Source organism: Kamptonema animale CS-326 (assembly GCF_028330895.1).
GTDB classification, from domain to species: domain Bacteria; phylum Cyanobacteriota; class Cyanobacteriia; order Cyanobacteriales; family Microcoleaceae; genus Kamptonema; species Kamptonema formosum.
Genome location: NZ_JAQMUA010000250.1, coordinates 1 through 24,201, shown reverse-complemented (window position 1 = coordinate 24,201; position 24,201 = coordinate 1). Strand labels below are relative to the sequence as shown.

The window sequence follows — 24,201 nt, the reverse complement described above, 5'->3', positions numbered from 1 at the left end:
ATTTGCGATCAAACCCCAAAATTAGCAATCAACCAGTAATAATGACTAGCAACCACACAGAAATTAATAAAGGTAACATTTTAATCGTTGACGACACCCCAGAAAATTTACAAGTTTTATCTGCAACCTTGTCTGAAAGTGGGTATAAAGTCAGAGGCGTAATTAATGGGAAAATGGCAGTCAGAGCAGCACGTTCAGCTCCCCCCGATCTAATTTTACTGGACATCAGAATGCCCGACACGAATGGCTATGAAGTCTGCGAAGAACTAAAAGCTGATTCCCAGACCTCAAAAATTCCCGTAATCTTTATTAGCGCTTTAGATGAAGTATTGGATAAAGTTAAGGCTTTTCAGGTCGGCGGCGAAGACTATATCACCAAACCATTCCAAGTAGAAGAAGTTGTTGCCAGAGTTGAACATCAACTGACTATCCAAAGGCTGCAAAAACAACTGATTCAGCAAAATGAACAACTGCAAAAAGAAATAGTCGAACGCAAAAAAGCAGAAGAATCTGCCGCCGCTGCATCCAAAGCTAAAAGTGAATTTCTCGCCAATATGAGCCACGAATTACGTACCCCTCTCAATGCTATTTTAGGCTTTACCCAAGTCATGATTCGCGACCCTTTCCTCAGTACGGATCAGTTGGAAAATCTGAGGATTATTAACCGCAGTGGCGAACACTTACTGGATTTGATTAATGATGTTTTGGATATGTCCAAAATCGAAGCCGGTATAATTACGATATCTGAAACCAGCTTTGACCTATATCGACTCCTTGACACTCTTGAAGAGATGTTTCACTTCAAAGCAGAAAAAAAAGGTTTAAAACTGAGATTTACCGTACATCCTGATGTGCCTCACTATATCAAAGCTGATGAAAAAAAATTGCGTATATGTTTAATTAACTTGCTGGGAAATGCAATTAAATTCACTGAAAATGGTAGTGTTACTTTACGAGTAAATTTGGGTGGGATAGAGTCAAGACCTGTATTAGTGCATACAACAGTTTCCGATGGCGAACAATTCCCAATTACTTTTGAAGTAGAAGATACTGGTGTGGGAATAGCACCAGAAGAAATTGACAGTTTATTTGATGCTTTTGTACAAAGCGAAGCTGGTCGTAAGTCCGCCGAAGGCACAGGGTTAGGTTTAACTATTACTAAAAAATTTGTACAGCTATTAAAGGGAAATATTACAGCAGTTAGTGCTTTAAATAAAGGAACAATTTTTAAATTTAATATCCAAATTAGCCAAGCAGATGCTTATGAAGTCATAGAGCAATCCCCGCAACGGGTAAGTACATTAGAGGCAGATCAAGAAAGTTATCGGATTTTAGTAGTTGACGATACTCACGAAAATCGCTTGCTATTAGTTAAGTTGCTTCAACCCATAGGTTTTGAAGTTCTAGAAGCTGAAAATGGCGAACAAGCACTGACTCTCTGGGATAGTTGGCAGCCACATTTGATTTTACTTGATACGCGGATGCCTGTAATTGATGGTATGGAGGTTGCTATACAAATTAGAGCTAAAGAAAGGGAGAAAGAAGAGAAAGTTTTAATCAATAATCAGTCTCAAATTAATAGTTTTCGTACTGTAATTATTGCTCTAACTGCCAGTGCCTTTGAAGAAAGGCGGGACGAAATTATCGCAGCAGGTTGCGATGATTTTGTTCGTAAACCTTTCCAAGAACAGGTAATCTTTGAAAAGATGACGGAGTTCTTAGGAGTGCGCTATATTTACGAGGAGTTACCCCCAGTTATAAACACTACCCCAGGTCTACGTTATTTTATCAGCGAAAGACCAGATTCCTTCTTTTTGCCTCTGCTGGGTCAGATGCCCTTGAATTGGGTACAACAGCTAAATCAGGCCGCTAACGAAGTTAATGAAGATTTAGTCTGCCAGTTAATTGACAAAATACCAGAAAATTTTATGGCTTTAGGTGAGGCTTTAAAAGATTTGTTAGAGGATTTCCGTCTTGATAGAATAGTGCGTATAACTCAATCAACTATAGAATCCGAACTGGGGCATGAATAAGCTGATGATGCTCGCTGGTAGTTACTACCAATTCCTAAAAACTATTTGATTTAGCTATTGTATAGCCAATTTAATATGAAGACCATGGATAATAATAAGCTCAAAATATTAATTGTGGACGATCAACCCAGTAATTTACGGTTTTTATCAAAGATTCTGACAGATCAGGGGTATAACGTTAAAAGGGCGATCTCTGGTCAATTAGGGCTTAATGCCGCGCTTGGCTCTCCACCCAATTTAATTTTACTTGATATTATGATGCCGGATATGGACGGCTATGAACTTTGTCAAAAGCTGAAATCTATGGAATCAACTCGCTCAGTTCCCATCATTTTCTTAAGCGGTTTAGATGATGTTCAATATAAAATTAAAGCTTTTCAAGTGGGGGGCGTAGATTATATTACTAAGCCGTTTCAAGTGGAAGAAGTTTTAGCTCGAATTGATACCCAAATTGCCCTTCAAAAGCTGCAAAATAAATTAGAAGAGCAAAATGCTCTCTTGCAACAGTCGCAGTCACTTATAGCAAGTATATTGAACAGCTCTCTCGACGGGATAGCCGCTTTTGCTACTGTCAGGAACAAAGAGAGAAAGATTGTTGATTTCCAATGGATTTTGGTGAATCACTCGGTTGAAGCCATCTTAGCTCTCAAATCAGAAGAGCTAGTTGGTAAATATTTGTTAGAAGAAATGCCTCTGCATCGCAAAAATGGTCTCTTTGATTTATATGTTTCTGTAGTCGAAACAGGAGAGCCACTAGATACAGAGTTTTATTACGAACAGGAAAAGCTTAGTCCTTGTTGGTTGCAAATTGTTGCTGTTAAGTTAAATGACGGCTTCGCAGTAACTTTTCACAACATTACAGCACGCAAACAAGCAGAAGAAGAATTGGCTCGTTCTAATGCGGAACTCGAACAGTTTGCTTATGTTGCTTCCCACGATTTGCAAGCACCTCTATCAACAATAGCCAGCTACGCTCAACTTTTAGAAGGGCGCTACAGAGACCAAATTGACGCTAATGCGATGAAGTTTATTCAGAAAATGATTAAAGGCTCTGTGCGTATGCAGTCGCTAATTGATGATTTGCTAGAATATTCGCGGGTTAGTAAAAAAAGTAAAGATTTTGAGGCAACAGATTGCAATCAAATTTTTGAAGAAGCTTGTGGGAATTTACACTTAGCCATCCGCAAAAATCAAGCCACTGTTAGCCGCTGTGACTTACCTATAGTCATCGGGGATTGTTCACAAATGGTGCAAGTGTTTCAGAATTTAATTGGGAATGCTATTAAGTATCGCCGCGACTATCCCCCGATAATTCACCTTAGTGTTGAGCGCCGGGAAACCGACTGGTTATTCTCTGTCAGCGATAATGGAATTGGCATTGATTCCAAACATTCAGAGCGAATATTCCAAATTTTTCAGCGACTGCATACACAAGAAGAATATACTGGTACTGGTATTGGTTTAGCAATTTGTCAAAAAATTGTGGAACGTCATGGCGGCAAAATTTGGGTAGAATCTCAACTAGGTGCTGGCGCAACTTTTTATTTTACTCTGCCCTATATTAAACTGTAATCTACTGTTATAATTACCGACTAGGGGATAGTGGGCGAAGCTGGGCGGTATCTAGAGGCTAGGTATTATTTATGTATAAATTCGTAATAAATGGCTGTGATTACGGATGGCACTGAACCTACCAGCTATGATTATAAACACCGCCAATAAACTCTTGAGAAGTTTGTTAGTTAATACACTCTGCCGTGCAGAATCAGCTTATTTCTAAGATCCAGGTTGTCGCCCGACGCATAATTGATAATTATTCAAATTGGCGTAGGGCCACAAAGTCAGCACGAGTGAATAAAGCTGTGGCCTCTGAGATAAAAACATTTACTATTTTGATGGCTAATGACAGCGAGGATGTCTGCTTTCTAGTGCAGGAGGCGGTGCGAGAAGTTCCATTAGCGATCGCATTTTACTGTGTTGAAAATGGGGAAAAACTGCTAGACTATTTGTATCGCCGCGATCGATATGGCGAGCCTAATAATTCACCCTACCCAAATCTAATCTTACTAGATTTGAATATGCCGAAGTTGGACGGTAGAGAGGCCCTAGCGATGATTAAGTCCGATCCCAAATTCCGCCACATCCCAATAGTGATACTAACTACCTCACAGCAAGATGGAGATATCCTTCACTGCTACCGCTTGGGTGCTAATTCTTTCATAGTTAAACCTATAACTTTTGAGGCGTTAGTTGAGGTGATGAACACCTTGTGCCGTTACTGGTTTGAAATCATCTCCCTACCACCTGAGTTTTGAGTGGTGAAGTGGGAGTTTGGAGTTGATTTTATGAGGCTGCCAATTTTAATCACATTAGTTTAGCATACAATTAGAGAGATTAGAGAGTTTACTAAGTAGAAGGCTCAAATAACGCTCAGGCTAAGCCAAAAGGGAAGTGACTATTATCGGCGCGCTTTTTCAGAATCGGCATTTTAGGTTTAATTTAGAGCCAAATACTTATAAGATTTTTTAAATTTTCGCTCATGTGCATATTTTAGGTATATTGTGAGTGGTAGGTATTAACAGACTTGCTAAAGACCAATACTCTCTATAGGCTGATGATATATCGTCCCACCGATCGCACTGCTAAAGTGGTGCTTCCGCCTAACCAATTGCTTAAAATTCTTTTGGTGGAGGATGACCCTGTAGATGCCGAACTGATAGAAGAGTTTTTAGATTCAGTCAGTAATATCGAGATTCGGGTCAAAACAGTTGCTCGCCTCAGCTTAGCGCTAAAAAGTCTGCTAGAGGGAGAGTTTGATGCGATTTTATTAGATTTGTCTTTACCGGACAGCTTTGGAATTGATACTGTCAAAAGCGTGAAAGCACAAGCGTCAACCGCTCCAATAGTCGTTTTAACTTCACTCAATGACGAAAATATGGCAATTGAAGCAGTACGCTGCGGAGCACAGGATTACCTAGTCAAAAGGGGGTTTTCAGGGCAACTGCTAGTTCGTGCTGTGCATTACGCGATCGCGCGATCGCGAACGGAGGAAGCCCTGCGGCAAGTAGCCCAAAGAGAGCAACTTTTAGGGCGAATGATCGAGCGGATACGCTCTTCAATTATTTCAATTTCTCTACCCAATAGCGATTTAGATTACTACTCTGATGTGCCGGCAAGCGTGTTTGCAGGTGGTTCTATTCAACTAGCCAATATTCTTCATAAGACAGTAGCAGAAGTGCGACAATTTCTGAAAACTGACCGTGTTATAATTTATCGGTGCCGAGGTTCCACAAAAGCAGGACAAGAGGAAAGAGAAGGTGCTGCGATCGCATCTGATGGGTCTTTTAACTGCTATGTTGGTAGCCGAGATATTGATGCACCTTTAGCTCTTTCTTGTGACTGGGTAAGCAAGACGGAATCTTTTGTAGCAGTGGAAGATATCAGTGCGGCACAACTAGATGCAGAAGAGAAAAAATTGTTTGCCGAATTTCATATTAAAGCAGTTTTGACAGTACCTATATGGCAAACATCAGAACTGAGAACGCGAAAGTGGGATAGCGAAAAATGGGGAGATGAAGAGATAGAAAAATGGGGAGAAGGGGAGAAATTTTTACTCGATCGTTCGCCCAACCAACATCTGCTTTGGGGGATCTTGGCAGTATATCATTGTAGTAGTTCTAGGCAGTGGCAACAGTGGGAAGTAGATTTTTTGCAGCAGTTGGCAAATCAAGTAGCGCTTGCTATTCAGCAGTCAGAACTTTACGGCCACTTAGAGATAGCTAACCGCAAATTGCAGCGACTGGCGACTACGGATGAACTAACCGGAATTGCCAACCGCCGCCAATTTAATCGCGCCTTAAACTTGGAATGGCGGCGGTGCGCGCGCGAGCTAGTTTCGCTATCTTTAATTATCTGTGATATCGACTTTTTTAAGCTTTATAACGACTGCTGGGGCCATCCTGCTGGCGATGCCTGTTTAGTCCGAGTTGCCTGTGCGATCGCCACCTCTATTAAACGTCCGGCCGATTTAGCGGCTCGTTACGGCGGCGAAGAATTTACGATACTACTGCCAAACACAACCATCGAAGGCGCGATCGCGATCGCCAGAGCAATTCGCACCTCCGTAGAAATACTGAAACTTCCCCACCCCCAATCCAGTATTAACCCGTACATCACCCTCAGTTTTGGAATTGCTAGCGCACTTCCCCTTGCTGATGCCTCTCCCGACACCCTAATTCAGAGTGCCGATCGCGCGCTCTATCAAGCCAAAGCCAAAGGCAGAAATCGGATTTGCCAAGTAGTTTCCAAGCCTTAATTCTCACCCGCCGGGGTTTAAATAGCTGCTGCCAGTAACTTAGCAAAATAATTAAAATAGTTTAAAGTTTTGTTGACAAAGCAACTGTTTGACAACATACTTTTTGATAAGTAGAAGGCAGAAGGCAGAAAAATTTAGTTATATACAAGAGCGCCAGAGAAAAGACTGAGTTACCCTGCTTTCAGAAGCAATGTTTAGGTTTAATGATGTCCTCCTACTTACAAATGTAGATAATTCTCTTAACATTTATGGTTAATAAAAATGACAACATTTTTTAAAACAGATCTAACAAACCAGGGATTGAAACTTCTAGTAGTAGAAGATAATTTAGAGGAAGCCGAATTAATTCAAGAATTTTTATTAGCTAGCAATTTTGCGCCGCACTTATCTATTACCATAGCAGAGCGCGTCAGCAGAGCGCAGCAACTCCTCAATCAAGAAAATTTTGACGTAATTTTATTAGACCTTTCACTCCCTGACAGTCGAGGAATAGATACCGTTGCGCGGCTAAAAAAATACAGCCTAAACACTCCCATCGTAGTGTTGACCTCGAATACCAATGAAGAATTAGCCATTCAGTCAATCCAAGCTGGAGCTCAAGACTATCTAATAAAGATCAAAATCAACAGCGAAATTTTAATTCGCTCTCTACGCTACGCAGTCGAGCGCCAACATAGTCAACAAATTTTACAGCAAAGTGAAGAAAAATATCCGTCTGGGATTGATAACACCCTAGTAAGCATAGCCATTATTCCCCCGTCAAATAGCATCGATAATGCTCGGAATAAGGTCTGCCATGAACTACCAGTAAAATCCTCAGAAGAATTTTTAAACCACATAATTAATTCTAATCCTGACCCTATTTTTGTCAAAAATGAACAGCATCGCTGGATTATTTTAAACAATGCCTTTTGCCAGCTCATGGGAAAGCCTCATAGTGAACTAATTGGCAAATCAGATTATGATTGTTTTCCTAAAGAAGAAGCTGATATTTTTCGAGAAAAAGACGAACTGGTATTTAGGACAGGCATAACCAATGAAAACGAAGAAAATTTTACGGATGGTCAGGGGAATTTGCACATAATTTCCACTAAAAAAACTATACTTGAACAAGCAGATGGTCGTAAGTTTTTAGTAGGTACGATTAGAGACATTACAGAGTCTAAGCGTCAAGAAAAAGCTTTACAAGAAAGTGAAGCTAGGTTCCAAAGACTAGCAGCTAACATACCAGGAATAATTTATCAATTCCAACTATCACCAGACGGTTCAATATCTTGTCCTTACGTTTCTTCTGGTGTCTCCCAGGTTCTCGGCTATACAGCAATAGAAATTCAAGCAATAGGCGCTCAAATTTTCCGCACTCTAATGCACCCGGAAGATTTAGTCAGAATACCTGCTTACATCAAACAAATAGAAAATAGCAGTGATGGGGACATTTTTGAAATAGAATACCGCATTCGACATCGAGACGGCAGTTGGCGCTGGCTTTGCAGCCGCGATACAGCTTTCACCAGAACCCCAGAAGGTAAGCTCAAACAAATTCTTGGTACTGCGACCGACATCACCGAACAAAAGCAAACAGAAATAGAAATCCGATTATTACTAACAGCAACTGGTGCGATTAATCGCTCCTTGGATTTTCAGGATGCTTTAACAGTCATTTTGGGATTATTTTGTGCTAACATTGGCTGGGATTTGGCAGAAGCTTGGATTCCTAATGCTGAAGGCACATTTTTAGAATGTAGCGATGGATGGTATGCCAGCGATCGCGCTTTAGAACAGTTTCGGCGCAAAAGCAAAAATTTTCAATATCCACCGGGAATGGGGTTAGCAGGGCGAATTTGGGTGACAGGTAAGCCAGAATGGATAGAAGATGTTACCCTTGTTGAATTGTCAACTTTTAGGCGCTCCCAAATTGCCGCTCAAATGGGATTAAAAGCGTGTTTTGGCGTACCAATTTGCGAGGGAGAAAAAGTTTTTGCTGTCTTAGTTTTCTTTAACCGCAATCATATTGTCTACCAACCTCATTTAGTTGAACTGGTAAAAGCTGCTGCGGCTCAGTTGAGTTTTCACATCCAGCGCAAAAATGCAGAAGCAGCTTTACGGGAGAGCGAAGAGCGCTTTTACTTAGCAATGGAAGCTAGCGCTCTCGGACTATGGGATTGGAATATTAGCACGGGCAAAACCTATTTTGATGCTCAGTGGAAAACCATGCTCGGCTATCAAGTTGACGAAATCGAAGAAAGTATTAACTCCTGGGAAAAACTGCTACATCCAAATGATAAAGAAAGTGTACTTGCCGCCAGGAATAGCCACCTAGAAGGTGCAACTGAATTCTACAAAGCAGAATATAGAATGCTGAGTAAATTTGGCGCATGGAAGTGGATTTCCGATTGCGGAAAAGTAACAGTTCGCGATGAGTGGAACAAACCGCTACGGATGACTGGTACTCATAAAGACATCAGCGACAGCAAAATTCTCGAAGAAAAACTACAAAATTCCTATGCGGAAATGAACGCTCTGTTTGAAGCAATGACAGACATTATACTCGTTATTGATGCGGAAGCGACTAATGTAAAAGTTGCCCCCACAAATCCTGCTCGCCTTTATGCTGATGCTATTGATACTATTACCCCGACAATAGAAAAATTTTTAAACGACTCTAGGGACGAGCTTTTTTTGACTAAAATTCGGCAAGCTCTAGAAACAAAGCAGACAGTTAATTTTGAGTACAGCTTGTTCGCAGGCAACTGTGAATTGTGGTTTTTTGCCACCATTTCCCCCGTGTCGGAAAATTCAGTAATCTGGGTAGCTCGCGACATCAGCGATGTCTATAACGAGCTGCGGTTACGCAAACAAGCCGAAGTTGCATTGCAACAGCAGTTAAAGCGAGAACGACTTGTAGGAGCCAGCGTTGAGCGCATTCGTCAGTCTCTTAACCTCGAAGAAGTCCTCAGTACCGCCGTCTTGGAAGTCAGGCAATTTTTACAAATAGATCGCACGATTATCTACCGATTCAATCCTGATTGGAGTGGCTTTGTAGTTGTCGAGTCGGTTGATGATTGTTGTATGTCTATTCTTGGTCAAGATATTCAAGATAATTGCTTTACGGAAGTCTATATTCCTCTCTACGAGCAAGGGAGAATTCAAGCCGTAGAAGATATTAATGCTGGCGATCTAAATGCTTGCTATCTGAATTTGCTGATGCAGTTGCAGGTGAAAGCTTTTTTGGTAGTACCAATTCTGCAAAATAGTCCCGATTCAGAATATAACAAGGAGAATTCAAAATCCCCAATCCAAACTCGGCTGTGGGGGCTGCTGATTGCCCACCAGTGTACGGGCCAGCGCCTCTGGCAACCATCTGAGATAGAATCTCTGAGACAGTTGTGCGTGCAGTTGGGGATTGCCATCCAACAATCGACCTTATTTGCACAGGCTCAAACTGAAATCTGCGATCGCAAGCAGGCAGAATCAGCCTTGCAACAAGCGAAAGAAGCCGCAGAAGCTGCTAACCGCGCCAAAAGCGAATTTCTAGCGAATATGAGTCACGAACTCCGCACACCTTTAAATGGAATTTTAGGTTATGTTCAATTGATCAAAGCCGACAAAAATATTACTGAAGACCAACAGGAAAGCCTTGGTAATATTCAGCAATGCGGCGAACATCTACTCACGCTAATTGAAGATATTTTAGACCTATCGAAAATTGAAGCTAGGAAAATGGAACTCTCTCCCGTAGAGTTTAATTTACCTAACTTTGTCAAAAATATTGCTGACCTATTTCAGATGCGATCCGCACAAAAAAATATTGCCTTTACGTGCGAGCAAATATCTTCCCTACCTACCTATGTTTGTGGTGATGATAAAAGGTTACGGCAAGTTTTGATTAATTTACTGGGTAATGCAGTGAAGTTTACCAACAGTGGCAGCGTAACTTTTAGAGTTGGCTATGTAGAAGCTGGAGACTGGGGAGAGACTGGAGACTGGGGACTGGGAATTACCAGTAAAAAAGAACAAGCAACAACTAAAACCGAACAAGTAACAGCTATCAACTACCCATTACCAATTACCAAAATTCGGTTTCAAGTAGAAGATACCGGTATCGGCATAGAGGAAAACAAATTAGAAGAAATATTTTTGCCATTCCACCAAGTTAGCGATCGCGTTTATTCTATTGAAGGCACAGGCTTGGGACTCTCTATTAGTTATAAATTAGTGAAAATGATGGGAGGTGAAATCAGTGTCAAAAGTAGTTTGGGCAAAGGGAGTGTTTTCTGGATAGATTTAGAGTTGCCATCAGCAGGCACTTACTGCGAATTAGCCGCACCCCCAGAAAAAGGCAGAATTGTCGGTTTCACAGGCAATAAGCGGAAAGTGCTAATAGTAGATGATAACGATATCAATCGCGCGATGTTGCGGAGGTTACTTTCCCGCATTGGCTTTGAAATTATGGAGGCCACAGACGGCAAAGACTGCTTACAAAAAGCAGTAGAATTTTTACCAAACGTCATCTTAATGGACTTGCTAATGCCAGTTATGGACGGCTTTGAAGCCACCAGGTGTCTGCGGATGATACCAGAACTAAAAAATGTAGTTTTGCTTGCCCTGAGTGCTAGCGTTTTTCATAATACTCAAGAAGAAAGTCTAATCGCAGGCTGCGATCAATTTCTCCGCAAACCTGTCGAAGCATCACAACTTTTAGAACGGCTACGGATACATTTGGATTTAGAATGGATTTATGAAGATCTGGAAGAAAGAATTAGGAGAAAAGGGGAATCAAAAAAATCTCTTAACTATCCTCCTTTCCTCCATATTCCTGACTCTGAGTCAATTTCTGCATTGCTTAAACTGGTCGCGATTGGCGACATCGAAGCTATTTTGGAGGAAATTAGCAGACTGGAAATAGTTGACCCACAATTAGTTCCATTTGTCACCCATTTGCGCCAACTTGCTAAAGGGTTTCAGCTCAAACAAATCCGAGAATTTTTAAAGCAATATCTGAAGTAGACTGATAAGTATATGCCTTACACAATTGTAAGATCGCCCTCTGAGCGGTTTATTAGCCAGCTAGGGCAGCGTTAAATAAATCTTTATCATATAGTAGATGTGGCGTGAATAGAGTAAACTATAAATCCTATAGCACCTACGAAACTGGTTTACAAACTACTGTTACTGGAATTAATCAACCTGGAATCTGCTGTTAATTATCGACTTATAAAACTGAAGTTAATCTAAAAATATGAACATCAAAAATTCAGAAAGAAGTATCATTCTTATCGTTGATGATAATCAAACTAATCTCGATGTACTTTTCGACTTTTTAAGGAGTTGCAACTTTAAAGTATTAGTAGCACTCGATGGTGAAAGTGCGATCGAGCAACTTGAATATATTCGACCAGACTTGATACTTTTAGATGTAATGATGCCAGGAATTGACGGGTTTGAAACTTGCATTCGGCTGAAAGCAATTCCAGCTACCAAAGACATTCCAGTGATTTTTATGACTGCCCTTTCTGATACAGTAAATAAAGTCAGGGGTTTTCAAGCGGGAGCTGTTGATTACATTACTAAGCCGTTTCAGCATGAAGAAGTATTGAGCCGCATTCAAACCCATTTGACTATCTGCAAATTGCAAAAAAAACTCCAAGAGAAGAATGAACAACTCGCTGCACTTAACGGTAATCTAGAAAAGCTAGTAGAACAAAAAACCAAACAGCTAATAGAGCAGCAAAAAACTGCGATCGTCGGGCGATTAACCCAAGGAATGGTACACAACTTGAGAAGCCCATTACAAATCATCCAGACTAGCGTTGATTTGATTGAAGCTAAGGCGGCACAATTGGATGACAAGTCACTTTTTAACTATAGCAAATATATTAATCGTTCAGTAGCTGCAATTAATGAAATCATGGAAACTTTAATGTTCAAAAGTATTAAAGATCAAAAGGGAGAGTTGCAGCCTGTGAATTTGAATGATTTATTGCAGCGAGAACTGCAACTTTTAGAGTCAAATTTACATTTTAAGCACAAGGTTAATAAAAAATATTTATTTGATCCCAGCCTTCCCAGCTTGCCTTTAATTTATTCTTATTTTTCCCAGGTATTCCACAATTTAATAGATAATGCACTCCATGCTATGTGGAACATGAAAAACCAAAACTTGACTATTATTACCAGACAAGATGAAGATAGGATCTACATGGATATAGAAGATTCTGGCTGCGGTATAGCACCAGAACACCTGCCAAATGTGTTTGACTTTTTCTACACATCCAAACCAGCTAAAGGCGAGGAAGAAAAAGAGGGAGCACCTACAGGAACAGGATTAGGGCTTTATACGTGTCTAGAACTTTTAAAACCTTTCCAAGGCGAAATTACAATTAAATCTGAGCTTGGTAAGGGCAGTATCTTTACCGTAATTCTGCCGAAGTCCATTATTGATAAAATTTAAAATTTGCTGGTCAAATATTAAGCTAACGGCAGGCTGTGCCCAACCTCTAAAATATTTTGGTAAGAGGTATAGTTTACATTGAGATTTTTTTTGATATAATAGAGATAAGTTTTGACAAGTGCACTGCTTTTGCCCCTCTAAATTCCAGTCAAAATTAGCGGCTTAGTGATGAGGGTGCAAAATGTGATAGCCAATTTGAATGCAACTTAGTATTAATTACAGCAGGCAAGCTAACTGTAGCGATCGCAGATTTTGAGATTTTTCTTGGTAACTTGCACCCATGACATCAGCTCTTAAACCGACTTCCACCCACACATCCTTAAAAGTTCTCCTAGTCGAAGATAACGCAGATGATGCTGAACTGATTCAAGAATTACTATTAGAAAATAGGAGTACACAATCACTTTTGTTGACTTCAGTAGTTCGGCTCAGTCAAGCTCTAGAACATTTGCGCCACGAAACTTTTGACGCAATATTACTAGACCTTTCACTTCCTGATAGCAAAGGATTTCAGACAGTTGCTAGACTGCAAGAATATGGTTTAAATATTCCGATTATTGTACTCACAGCCAACAGCGATGAAGAAGTAGCTACCCAGTCAATTCAAGCTGGAGCTCAGGAATATCTGGTAAAAAGAGAAGTTAACAGTAAACTGCTGATGCGTTCCTTACGCAACGCGATTTCCCGTCAGAATAGACAAGCAGTTTGGCGGCAAAACGAAGAAAAATATCGCTCTCTAGTAGATAATATCAAAGAAGTAATTTTCCAAGTAGATACCGCCGGCAATTGGGTATTTTTGAATGCCGCTTGGACAGAAATTACAGGATTTGGGATACCCGAAAGTTTGGGTACTCCATTTTTAAACTATATTTATCCTGAAGATAGGCAAAGGAATATAGAGTATTTACAACCATTAGTTGAAGGCCAAAAAGAAGCCTGTCGCTATAAAATTCGCTACCTAACTAAAGAAGAAAAATTTCGCTGGATTGAAGTGCAAGCGCGTCTAACCTTTGCCCCCAATGGCACTATCTCCGGTACTGCGGGTACCCTGAACGATATTACTCACCAAATATTAGCCCAAGAGCAATTGCAGGCATCCCAAGACTTCCTCAAACATACTCTGAATGCAATTGCTGACCCCATATTTGTTAAAGACGAGGATCGCCGCTTAATCGTCTTTAATAACGCTTTTTGTCAGTTATTAGGCAAGCCCCGCGAAGAACTCTTATGCAAATCAGACTATGATATCTTTACCCCAGAAAAAGCCGATCTTGCTTGGGGCAAAGATGACCAAGTATTTACAGCGGGTAGTGCTGAAGAAAATGAGGAAATATTGATCGGTGTGGATGGCACAGAAAGGGTGATTTCCACCAAGAAAACTATCTTTAAAAATACAGATGGTAGTAAAATGCTGGTCGGCACAATTAGAGATGTTACTAGCTACAAACAGCAGCAAGCCAAACTAGAAGAAAGCCAACGTTTCATTGAAAAAATAGCCAGTTCCAGCCCCAATATTCTGTACGTTTATGACATCCGCGAAAACCGGAATATCTATGCGAATTGCTGTCTAGGCGAACTTATGGGTTATACATTAGAAGAAGTTGCAGAAAGGGGAAAGCCAATATTACAAACAACGATCCACCCTGAAGATTTTGCTATTATTCCTGAATATTGGCAACAAATAGAAAATGGACTCGATGGCGAGATCTTTGAAATCGAATATCGGATGCGACACAAAGATGGCTCTTGGCGCTGGTTAATTAGCAGAGATACTGCCTTTTCTAGGAACTCAGAAGGTCAACTCACCCAGATTTTAGGAACGGCAACTGATATTACAGAACGCAAACAAGCCGAAGAAGAAATTCGCTTGTTGCTAACAGCAACTCAAGCAATTAGTCAATCTGAAGACTTTCAAAGTGCCTTAGCAGATGTCCTGCGGTTATTGTGCAGGACAATTGGCTGGAATTTTGGGGAAGCATGGATTCCTGATACTAACGGTAAAGTTTTAGAATACAGCGAAATTTGGTATGCTAGCGATAAAAATTTAGATGAATTCGGATACCAAAGTCGAAATTTAACATTTGCGCCTGGAGTTGGACTACCAGGGCGAATTTGGTTGTCTGGCGAGTCCGAATGGATAGAAGATGTTTCTGAGGTTAAAGAACCGGTTTTTCTGAGGACGCAAATTGCCCTGGGAATGGGATTAAAAACCAGCTTTGGTGTGCCAATTTGTAGTAGTTCTGAGGTATTAGCAGTTTTGGTTTTCTTTAAGAAAACTCAAACAACAAAAGAATCACGTTTAGTTGAACTCGTAAATGCGGCGGCGACTCAGTTAGGCGTTCACATTCAGCGCAAACAAACAGAAGTAGCTTTGCGCGAGAGTGAGGAAAGATTTCGCTCTCTGGTAGAAAACCTTCCCGGCGCAATTTATCGAGGCTTATGCGACGCGGATTGGACAATGGAATTTATCAGTGATGAAATTGAGGCAATTAGTGGTTATCCAGCGGTCGATTTCATTCAAAATCACCGCTTAAGTTTTGCCAGCATTATTCATCCTGACGATAGAGAAATGGTCAGTCGTGAAGTTGCAGTGGCAAGGGCAGCCAGAGAGTCCTATAATTTGGAATACCGAATTATTCATTGTAACGGTTCAGTGCGGTGGATTGCTGAAAAAGGCAGGGCAAAATTATCTCAAAATGGCGAGATTTTGTGGCTAGATGGACTCATTTTTGACATCACTCCTGGCAAACAGGCAGAACTTGCTCTACTGCAAGTTAGAGCTGCTGTAGAAAGCGCTAGCGATGCAGTTGCGATCGCTGACTTGGACGGCAACTCAATTTACCACAACCAAGCCTTTATTCACCGCTATGGTTACACCGTTGAGGAACTAAATGAAGCTGGGGGGCCAGCCTTAATTCACGCTAAATCAAGCGTATTGAGAGAGATATTTAAAAGCCTTCGTAAAGGCTGTTCTTGGAGCGGCGAAGTTGAACTCAAAACTAAGCAGGGTGAGATTGTACAAACTCAATTACGAGCTGATTGTATAGTAGACAATGCAGGCAATAAAGTAGGGATGATAGCAGTTATTGCCGACATCACTGAACTCAAACAAAAAGAGTCTGCCTTGCGGATCAGCGAACAGCGGTTGCAGTTAGCAATAGAGGGTAGCGCTTTGGGGTTATGGGATTGGAATATAGCGACGGCAGAAACTTATTTCGATCCCCAGTGGAAGAAAATGTTGGGCTATGAAATAGATGAGGTTGAAAACAATTATCAAGCCTGGGAAAATCTCATACACCCTGAAGATTTACCGAAAGTGAGAGCGGCTTTAAAAGCTTATGTGGAAGGTCGCACTACCGCCTATGAAATTGAATTTCGGATGCTGAGTAAAGCAGGCCCTTGGAAATGGATTTTAGCTGGGGGTAAAGTGGTAGAGCGCGATCAGTGGGGTTCACCCCTGCGGATGTCGGGTACGCACAAAGACATTAGCGATCGCAAAGCAGCAGAAGAAGCTGCCTTTCAATTAGCGCAAGAGTTGCAGCAAGCTCAGAGAATTGCCCACATCGGCAATTGGGAATTTGAAATCGCAGCGGGAACAATTAGTTTGTCTGAGGAGGTCTTCCGAATTTACGGGCACAAGCTAGGGCAAACACCAACTTGGGCCCAACTTTTAGAACAAATTTATCCAGAAGACAGAACCGAATTTCAACAATTAGTTGAAAGAGCAATAACTGAAGGTATCTCTTATGATTTAGACCACCGCATCTATCGCCTCGACGGAGAAATCAGGCATATTAATAGTAAGGGAAAAGCATTTAAAAATGAATCCGGTCAGGTCGTGCGGCTATTCGGGACAGCAATGGATATTACTGACCGCAAACAGGCCGAATTTGCCTTACAGCAGCAATTAAAGCGGGAAAGGCTAGTAGGGACAATTTTAGAGCGAATGCGCTCCTCTCTCAACTTAGAGGAAATCCTGAAGACTACTGTAGAACAAGTGCGGCAATTTTTGCAAACTGAGCGTACAGTAATTTACCGCTTTCACCCCGACTGGACGGGAGTAGTCGTGGTGGAATCAGTGCAGTCAGGATATATGCCGATCTTAGGTCTTGATATTCAAGATAACTGCTTTATCGAACAATATATCCCACTCTACCTAGAAGGTCTGGTTAATGTAAACTGCGACATTCTCAATAGCGATCGCAATAAATGTTATGTGGATTTACTTGCTAGCTTGCAGGTTAGAGCTAATTTAGTGGCTCCTATTTTGCAAGGTCAAAAGCTGTGGGGTTTACTGATTGCCCATCAGTGTAGTGGCCCCCGTGTATGGCAAGAACCTGAGATCGAATGTCTCAAACAAATTAGCTGGCAATTAGCGATCGCGATCCAGCAATCAACACTGTTTGAACAGGCGCAAACTGAAATTGCCGAGCGCAAACAAGCTCTTGCAGCCTTGCGAGATTCGGAAGCACGAGAGCGCTCAAAAGCCGTGCAGCTAGAAGTTGCTATGCAGAAGTTGAAAAACACTCAATCTCAGTTAATTCAAAACGAAAAAATGGTGAGTTTGGGGCAGTTAGTTGCTGGTGTAGCTCACGAAATTAATAACCCTGTCAACTTTATTTACGGCAATCTCAGTCCTGCCAAAGATTACAGTTTTGAGCTGTTGGAACTGGTTCACCTCTATCAGCACCAATATCCAGAAACAACCGCAGAAATATCGGAAAAAATACAGAATATAGATTTGGAATATATTTCTACCGATTTACCCAAACTTTTTAATTCCATGAAAGTGGGAGCAGAAAGGATCAGAGAAATTGTCAAATCCCTACGGACTTTCTCTCGCCTAGACGAAGCAGAGATGAAGTTGGTTAACATCCATGAAGGCATCGAGAGTACGCTGCTAATTTTGCAAAGCCGCCTGAACTTTCAAGGCAGCACTTCGCAAATAATGGTAGTTAAAAATTACGCCAAACTGCCCAAAGTAGAATGCTGCGGCGGTCAGTTGAATCAGGTAGTGATGAATATTTTGGCGAATGCGATCGATGCTTTAGAAGAGCAGAGTAAAAGAGAAGCAGCGATTGCAGGCGATCGCACTCCTACTATCACCATTCGTACTTATCTTGCAGAGCGCGATCGCGTAGGAATATCGATTGCTGACAATGGGCCAGGCATACCAGAATCTGTTTGCCAAAAACTCTTTGACCCCTTCTTTACCACTAAACCCGTAGGTAAGGGAACTGGACTAGGACTGTCAATCGCTCATTCAATCGTAGTCGAGCAGCACGGCGGTCAAATTACCTGCATTTCTACACCTGGAAACGGCGCAGATTTTGTAATTGAAATGCCAGTGCGGCAGCGGTAACTGCTAATTGCTAATGGCTAATTGCTAATGGCTAATTGCTAATGGCTAATTGCTAATTGCTTACGCCAAACATCATTAACATCCCCTATCTTCGCAAGAATTAACAGTTAACAGTTAACAGTTAACAGTTAACAGTTAACTATTAGCTTAATCATCAACAATAGAAGCCCATGCAGGGAATGAAGGAGGGAAAAAGTTTATATCGTAGCCTGAACTTTCCCATTCTTGCACCCAAAAAGGCACTGGGCCGCCAGCGGGAGTCGGCGAAAAAAGGCGTTCTTTTGCTTCAATAGTGTGAAAAATTTGCTTCAAAGTATCTCCGCGATCGAGAGCTTCCGTAAGCACCACATCCAAATCTGGATCGACGCGCTTAACCCTATTTTTGCCCTCCTCATCAACCCAAAGCAGTTTCAGCGACTTGAGGTCTCTAGGGCTGAGAATGCTCTTGTAGTAAACGCGCTTGAGAGTGGCTACAGGTTCTAAACTGCGCTCAACCCTGCGAATTTGCTGAAGTCGGAGATAGTGCCACTCAGCTAAATGCTTCCGTTCATCGGGCGGAATCACTCCTTTGGTAGTTGAGTGCTTGTAGTCATAGCGAACCAAACTACATCCCAGATTCGCCAACAGGTGAATTAACTTTTTTTCTTTCGGTGTCGCCTGCCGCCTTTCCTGGGTTTTTGTCGAGTTCCGCTGTCTGCGGGTAGTGATGAGAGAGTTTTCCATTGGAGTTTTTGGAGGAATTACGATTGGGGCATAAAAGAAGGTCAGGAACTTCAGAGGCCAAAAAGGTAGGAGGGTGGGGATGGAGGGAGCAAGGGATGTAGAAACGTCCCCAAACTAGCCCTGTTAATAAATTTTCTCGTCCATCCCATTATCCTATCCTCTCATCCCCTTCACGAACGCAGGGTGCGGCTCTGCATCACTTTTTGAATGGGCAGGAGTTGTACCCTTCGACCGATTGAGGCGGTTGTCAGAACGCAGGAGAGCAGGAACTATTTCCCTTTTTTACCTGTCTTTACGTCCTCTTTATCGCCGTCCTCATTCGTTCCAGTGTAGTTGACCTGAGTCCAACTCTTCTGTACAGTCGTGACGCTCGCTGATGGCTCGGATGCAGATGCTCGGAGGCTAGGGAAAGTGAAAAAGGAGAAGCCTGCGGAGGCTATGAACCCTAAAACTAAGATACTCTTTTTCATGATGATGACCCTGATGAACCTAACAAATCACTTTTTGGCAGGTCGGTCGGGTAAAGTGGGTCTGTGCAATAGACCTCTTGTATCCAGGAAATGCTGTCTGCAATAATTAATCCAGACAGGCACACCTGAGCGACCAGAAAAGCCGGAAGTGAAGTGTTAGTAGTGTCCACGATCTTCCACCCACCCTGCTTTTTTGGGTAGTGGAGTGAAAGCCATCAGGGCGGTCATCTATCAGGGAGTTAAACCATCAGGGTGTTAATCCATCGGGTAGTTAATATATCAGGGTGTATCTTCAAAAAACATAGGGAGCCATGCAATCCTACGTAAATTGAAGAACGCAGTCATTAACGATTTTTCGCATACTCGCTGCCCTCAGCAACTTGCTGAGGTTTTTTATTGGCTGCTTTTAGTACACCGAGCGAATATTGTTACCAAACTGAAGTATTGTGGGTTTGATGTTTACAATATTACAGCTAAAGTCGAACAGTTTAACTATACTTAGTTTATTACTTTGTTTATTGTTTGTAACCCCGCTCTCTGGGCGGTAAAAGAACTGTACAGAGCGGGCATTACATAAAAAAATTTAGCTGCCGCGCCGCAGCTACGCCAGCGTTCGACTGAGCGCTCACGCCGAAGTCCGCAGGCATCGCCCTTCATCAAACTAAACATACCTTGACAAAAACTTGGGGAAATGATACGGGAGTTTTTTAGAGACTCAATCGATGAAGACAGAACTAAACTTAACCTATCAATATCAAGTCGGGGGAAGTCTACCAATAGACGCTCCTACTTATGTAAGGCGACAAGCAGATGATGAACTCTACGAAGGCCTAAAGGCTGGACAATTCTGCTATGTCCTCAATTCCCGACAAATGGGCAAATCTAGTTTGCGGGTGCAAACTATGAAAAGGCTGCAAGATTCAGGTCTTGTTTGTGCCTCAATTGACTTGACCACAATTGGCTGTCAAGACATCAAGCCTGAACAGTGGTATGCAGGACTAATCTACAGCATCGCCAGTAGTTTTAATCTATTAGATCGATTTGATGTCGTGAGCTGGTGGAGCGACCATGAAATGCTTGCTCCCGTCAAGCGATTAGATGTATTCATTCGCAAAGTATTACTCACAGAAATTACTAAAAATCTGGTAATTTTTATAGATGAAATCGACAGTATACTCAGTTTAAACTTTAATGTAGACGATTTTTTTGCTTTGATTCGCGCTTGCTACAATCAGCGAGCAGATCAGCCGGAATATAATCGTCTGACCTTCGCTCTCTTGGGAGTAGCTACTCCATCTGAATTAATTCAAGACAAAAACCGTACCCCTTTTAATATTGGTCGAGCAATACACTTAAGTGGTTTTCAACTAGAGGAAAGTCTGGCCTTAACCAAAGGATTAGCTCTGAAAGCCTTTCAGCCACGAATAGTGCTTAAAGAAATATTAACTTGGACAGGCGGGAAACCATTTCTCACCCAAAAACTTTGCAAATTTGTACTAGCCTCTTCATCATTTATTCCCAAAGGTGGTGAAGCACAATACATTGAGGACTTGGTAAAAGAGCGTATTATTAACAACTGGGAAGCACAAGATGAACCAGAACATTTAAAGACAATTCGCGATCGCATTTTGCGGAGTCGCCATAATACTTGTCGGCTACTGGTTTTATACCAGCAAGTTTTGCTACCCCCCCAACCCCCCCTTACTAAGGGGGGGCTCAATATACCCCCCCTTAGTAAGGGGGGGCAAGGGGGGGTAGTTGCTGATGACTCTCCCGAACAAATAGAATTGCGCCTGTCAGGATTAGTAGTTAAGCATCAGAATAAATTAAAAGTTTATAATCCCATTTATGAGTCTGTTTTTAATTCTAACTGGGTTGAAAAAGAACTGGAAAACCTAGCTCCCTATCGGGAAGCATTTGTAGGGTGGTTAGCTTCAGACTGTGTGGATGATTCGCGGCTCTTGAGAGGGCAAGAATTACAGAAGGCCTTAGTCTGGACAGCAGATAAAAAATTAAGTGGAGAACACTATAAGTTTTTGATCTCCAGTCAAAATGTGGCAGCAAAACCTCAAGATAATTCTCCTAATGATGACGTTTCAATGGGTCAATTTATTGATTCTGAAATCTCCGAAAGTAGCGGAGATGTAATCCCCACAGAAATTGTTGAAGAACCGACACAACTTGAGCCACCGAGAGAATTTAAGCCGATTATGGCTCCAAGTTTGTATGAATCCGAATCTGGTTCTAGCGATGAGCAAATGTTGTACGATCATCTAGTTTACTGCGTACAAACAGAGTCGCCACCGGAAATAATAGAGCGCTTTCGCAAGTTGTTTATAGACGGCAGAGGATATCCCGATCGGAAAGTAGAAGCAGCTTTATATAGTATTATTTCTGTGAAACGCGAGGATCTACAGTTTAAATATATCCTTTACCGCTGCTGCCACATCCTAATTAACCGCTGGCAATTGCACGCCCGAAATAAAGTAGCGATTGCAGATTTAATAGCTTTATTTAAGAATAATATACCCCGCAATGGGGTAGAATTTTATATAGTTAAACGCTTACAAGAACAGGTAAAATTATTTACAAAAAGTGAAGAATATCTAGCTCTAGAGCGGTTAGTTAAAGTAGTAGACCCCGACGCAGAGGTAAATAAACCAGAGATTAATTCTTCTGTAGGTCAATTAATTTATCGCTATCCCTATTTGTACAGTCATTGTTTGCTAAGTAGAGATAGCTCTTACGAAGATCAGCAAACTATCCGACACATTCAATCTCAAAAACAGTGGCAATTTGAAATGGAGTTGTCCCAATATTTAACTTATTTAGTCAGGCAATCGCAAAATACAGCTAGCCAAATGCAGTCAGTGTTGAACCCTACCCTTTTGACCGATGCTGAACTGAACTTTGCTGTCAAGGAATTTGCAGGAAAAGTTGAAGGTTCTCAGACTTACCGAGAATCAGCTCAGTTTTTCCTCGTCCGCACGAGAAAGACTCAATCCTACGCAGCTTTTAAGGAAGATTTATATGAGTATTTGATATCTTCTATTAAGCCTACTTACGGGAAACGCCAATTTAATGACCGTTTATATAAGCAGCTAAAAAGCACTTTTCCTGAGAGCGATTCTGAGAAGCTGAATAACTTATTACTAATTGAGACTTGCCGCTATCTGTTCGACTTTCTAGTAGTAGAAAGCCCTGAACGTCCCAACCACTATGTATTTTACGATCTGGTTTCTAACCTGGGCCCCGTGAGAGCAACAAGCCTTTTGCTCAAAATTGCGTTGCTTTCGCGCAAAGTTAAACCTGAGTTAGAAAAGAGATTTTCTATTTTGTTTAATCACTATGAAGGTAAAGCTCTAGATGATATGCGGTGGTTGGTCAAATCTCTGGAAAATCTCAATGTAGCTTTAGTTGTTAATTTTGGTACTGTGGATCTCTCGTTTCTCAAACATATAGCTAGGGACTAGGGGAAGACGCGGCTAGCTTGCATCTCGCTCTGTGCGAATCCACTTTGTCTGACGCTGCACCAGAAAACTCAGATAAAGAGGGATTTTCCAAAGAATGTAAAAAGGTACAGCTAAAAGAGTTCTCGCTGAGATATCATTACGTGCAAACTTAGCCCAAGCTGCGACAATCGAAATTAAAATCAAAAGTCCTTCGATTGCTAATATCAGGGCGGGAAGCCAAGAGGCTCCTAGCATTGCGGCTAATAACGCTCCACCCAAAGCTGTAACCCAAATCGCTACTAAGAGGGAGAGGGGAGGTACGGATAAGTCGAGAGCGATCGCGAATAAGTCAAAGCGCCTTTGAGCGATCGCAGCTTTTAGCAGTCTCGGAGTTTGAGTAAGCAAAGTCTGTAAGTGTCCGTGTTCCCACCTAGTCCTTTGGCTTGTTGCTGCTTGCTGCTGCTGGGGGAGACAACCTATTACTTTTGCCTCTGGGCAAAATATAGTCGTATGTCCCGCGATCGCTAAATCGACACTAAGCTGCATATCTTCCACAATATTACCGCTAGCCAGGGAAATTTCCTGAATTACTGACCAGGGAAAAGCCATCCCCGTACCTGTTAACAAACAGGGGAAGCCTAACTGAGCTAATCCACTCGGCCGGACTAAATTCTTAACCGTAAAAGCTAAGGCAGAAATTGAATCTTTCGGACTTGGTAAGGGCGGTTTTTCCATCAAATAAATTGCCTGAACTGGTTGTGATGAAGTAACTGCAACACTAACCAGTCGCTCGATTGTATCCTGTTGGCAAATACAGTCTGCATCAACGATGACAACCACTGTCGGCGGATCGGCTTCCAGAAACCGCAGTCCATAGTCTAAAGCATATCCCTTTCCTAAGCGATCGAGATCGCAGCGTTCGATTGCAGTTGCACCGAAACTGCGTGCGATCTGGGCTGTTCCGTCAGTACAATTATCCGCAATTACTATCAGGCGATCTTGAGTTGTTAACTGTGGCAATAATGCCGAAAGAGTGGCACCAATTCCGATAGCTTCATTGTGAGCAGGAACTAAAACCGCTACAGGAGGACGCACAATTGCAGTCTCTGCTGTTTTGCGGAAGCTCCGCAAAAAGGCTGCACTGCATTCTAGAAAAAGAACTGCAATCGGAAGTAAAAGCCCAATTGCAATTAGAAACAGAACAACATTAACAAATGCAGCTATAGTAATTTTAATTTCCATCAGAACAGGGTAATTGGTAATTGGTAATTGGTAATAGCTAATGGCTAATGGCTAATTATACCAAATCCGGCTTTACTACCCCCTTTATTGTCATTGCGAGCCAAGCGCAGCGCAGTTGCGAGCTCCGCGAAGCAATCGCCTAGTCTCTGCGAT

At 41.8% G+C, this 24,201-nt stretch carries 10 protein-coding genes; 8 read left to right on the top strand and 2 right to left on the bottom strand.

Going from position 1 to position 24,201, the window contains the following annotated elements:
- The first annotated feature begins 41 nt into the window (after window positions 1–41).
- The 7 genes from PN499_RS14670 (at window position 42) to PN499_RS14640 (ending at window position 18,161) form a co-directional block, all read left to right on the top strand.
- The gene (locus PN499_RS14670) at window positions 42–2,033 is read left to right on the top strand and encodes a response regulator (protein ID WP_272032726.1); all 1,992 of its coding nucleotides are present in this window, start codon (window positions 42–44) and stop codon (window positions 2,031–2,033) included.
- Between the two features lie 84 nt (window positions 2,034–2,117).
- Window positions 2,118–3,605 carry a response regulator gene (locus PN499_RS14665; RefSeq protein ID WP_272032725.1) on the top strand — a complete coding sequence of 496 codons (1,488 nt, stop codon included), beginning with the start codon at window positions 2,118–2,120 and terminating at the stop codon, window positions 3,603–3,605.
- Between the two features lie 290 nt (window positions 3,606–3,895).
- Window positions 3,896–4,348: a response regulator gene (locus PN499_RS14660; protein WP_272032724.1), complete on the top strand. Its 453-nt coding sequence runs from the start codon at window positions 3,896–3,898 to the stop codon at window positions 4,346–4,348.
- Window positions 4,349–4,647: 299 nt separating this feature from the next.
- Window positions 4,648–6,348: a diguanylate cyclase domain-containing protein gene (locus PN499_RS14655; protein ID WP_272032723.1), complete on the top strand. Its 1,701-nt coding sequence runs from the start codon at window positions 4,648–4,650 to the stop codon at window positions 6,346–6,348.
- Window positions 6,349–6,609: 261 nt separating this feature from the next.
- Window positions 6,610–11,355, top strand: coding sequence for a PAS domain S-box protein (locus tag PN499_RS14650; protein WP_272032722.1), 4,746 nt, complete (start codon window positions 6,610–6,612; stop codon window positions 11,353–11,355).
- Between the two features lie 232 nt (window positions 11,356–11,587).
- Window positions 11,588–12,799: a hybrid sensor histidine kinase/response regulator gene (locus PN499_RS14645; protein ID WP_272032721.1), complete on the top strand. Its 1,212-nt coding sequence runs from the start codon at window positions 11,588–11,590 to the stop codon at window positions 12,797–12,799.
- A 280-nt stretch (window positions 12,800–13,079) separates the two neighbouring features.
- The gene (locus PN499_RS14640; protein WP_272032720.1) at window positions 13,080–18,161 is read left to right on the top strand and encodes a PAS domain-containing protein; all 5,082 of its coding nucleotides are present in this window, start codon (window positions 13,080–13,082) and stop codon (window positions 18,159–18,161) included.
- 147 nt (window positions 18,162–18,308) lie between these two features.
- Here PN499_RS14640 and PN499_RS14635 read toward each other — a convergent pair whose 3' ends face one another.
- Window positions 18,309–18,884, bottom strand: a complete 576-nt coding sequence (locus PN499_RS14635) for a hypothetical protein (protein WP_272032719.1) — start codon at window positions 18,882–18,884, stop codon at window positions 18,309–18,311.
- A 1,192-nt stretch (window positions 18,885–20,076) separates the two neighbouring features.
- Between PN499_RS14635 and PN499_RS14630 the strand changes: the two genes are divergently transcribed.
- Window positions 20,077–22,827, top strand: coding sequence for an AAA-like domain-containing protein (locus PN499_RS14630; protein WP_272032718.1), 2,751 nt, complete (start codon window positions 20,077–20,079; stop codon window positions 22,825–22,827).
- A 12-nt stretch (window positions 22,828–22,839) separates the two neighbouring features.
- Here the strand turns inward: PN499_RS14630 and PN499_RS14625 are convergent, their stop codons facing one another.
- Entirely contained in the window at window positions 22,840–24,048 is a 1,209-nt protein-coding gene (locus PN499_RS14625) for a glycosyltransferase family 2 protein (RefSeq protein WP_272032717.1), read from the bottom strand.
- Window positions 24,049–24,201 lie beyond the last annotated feature (153 nt).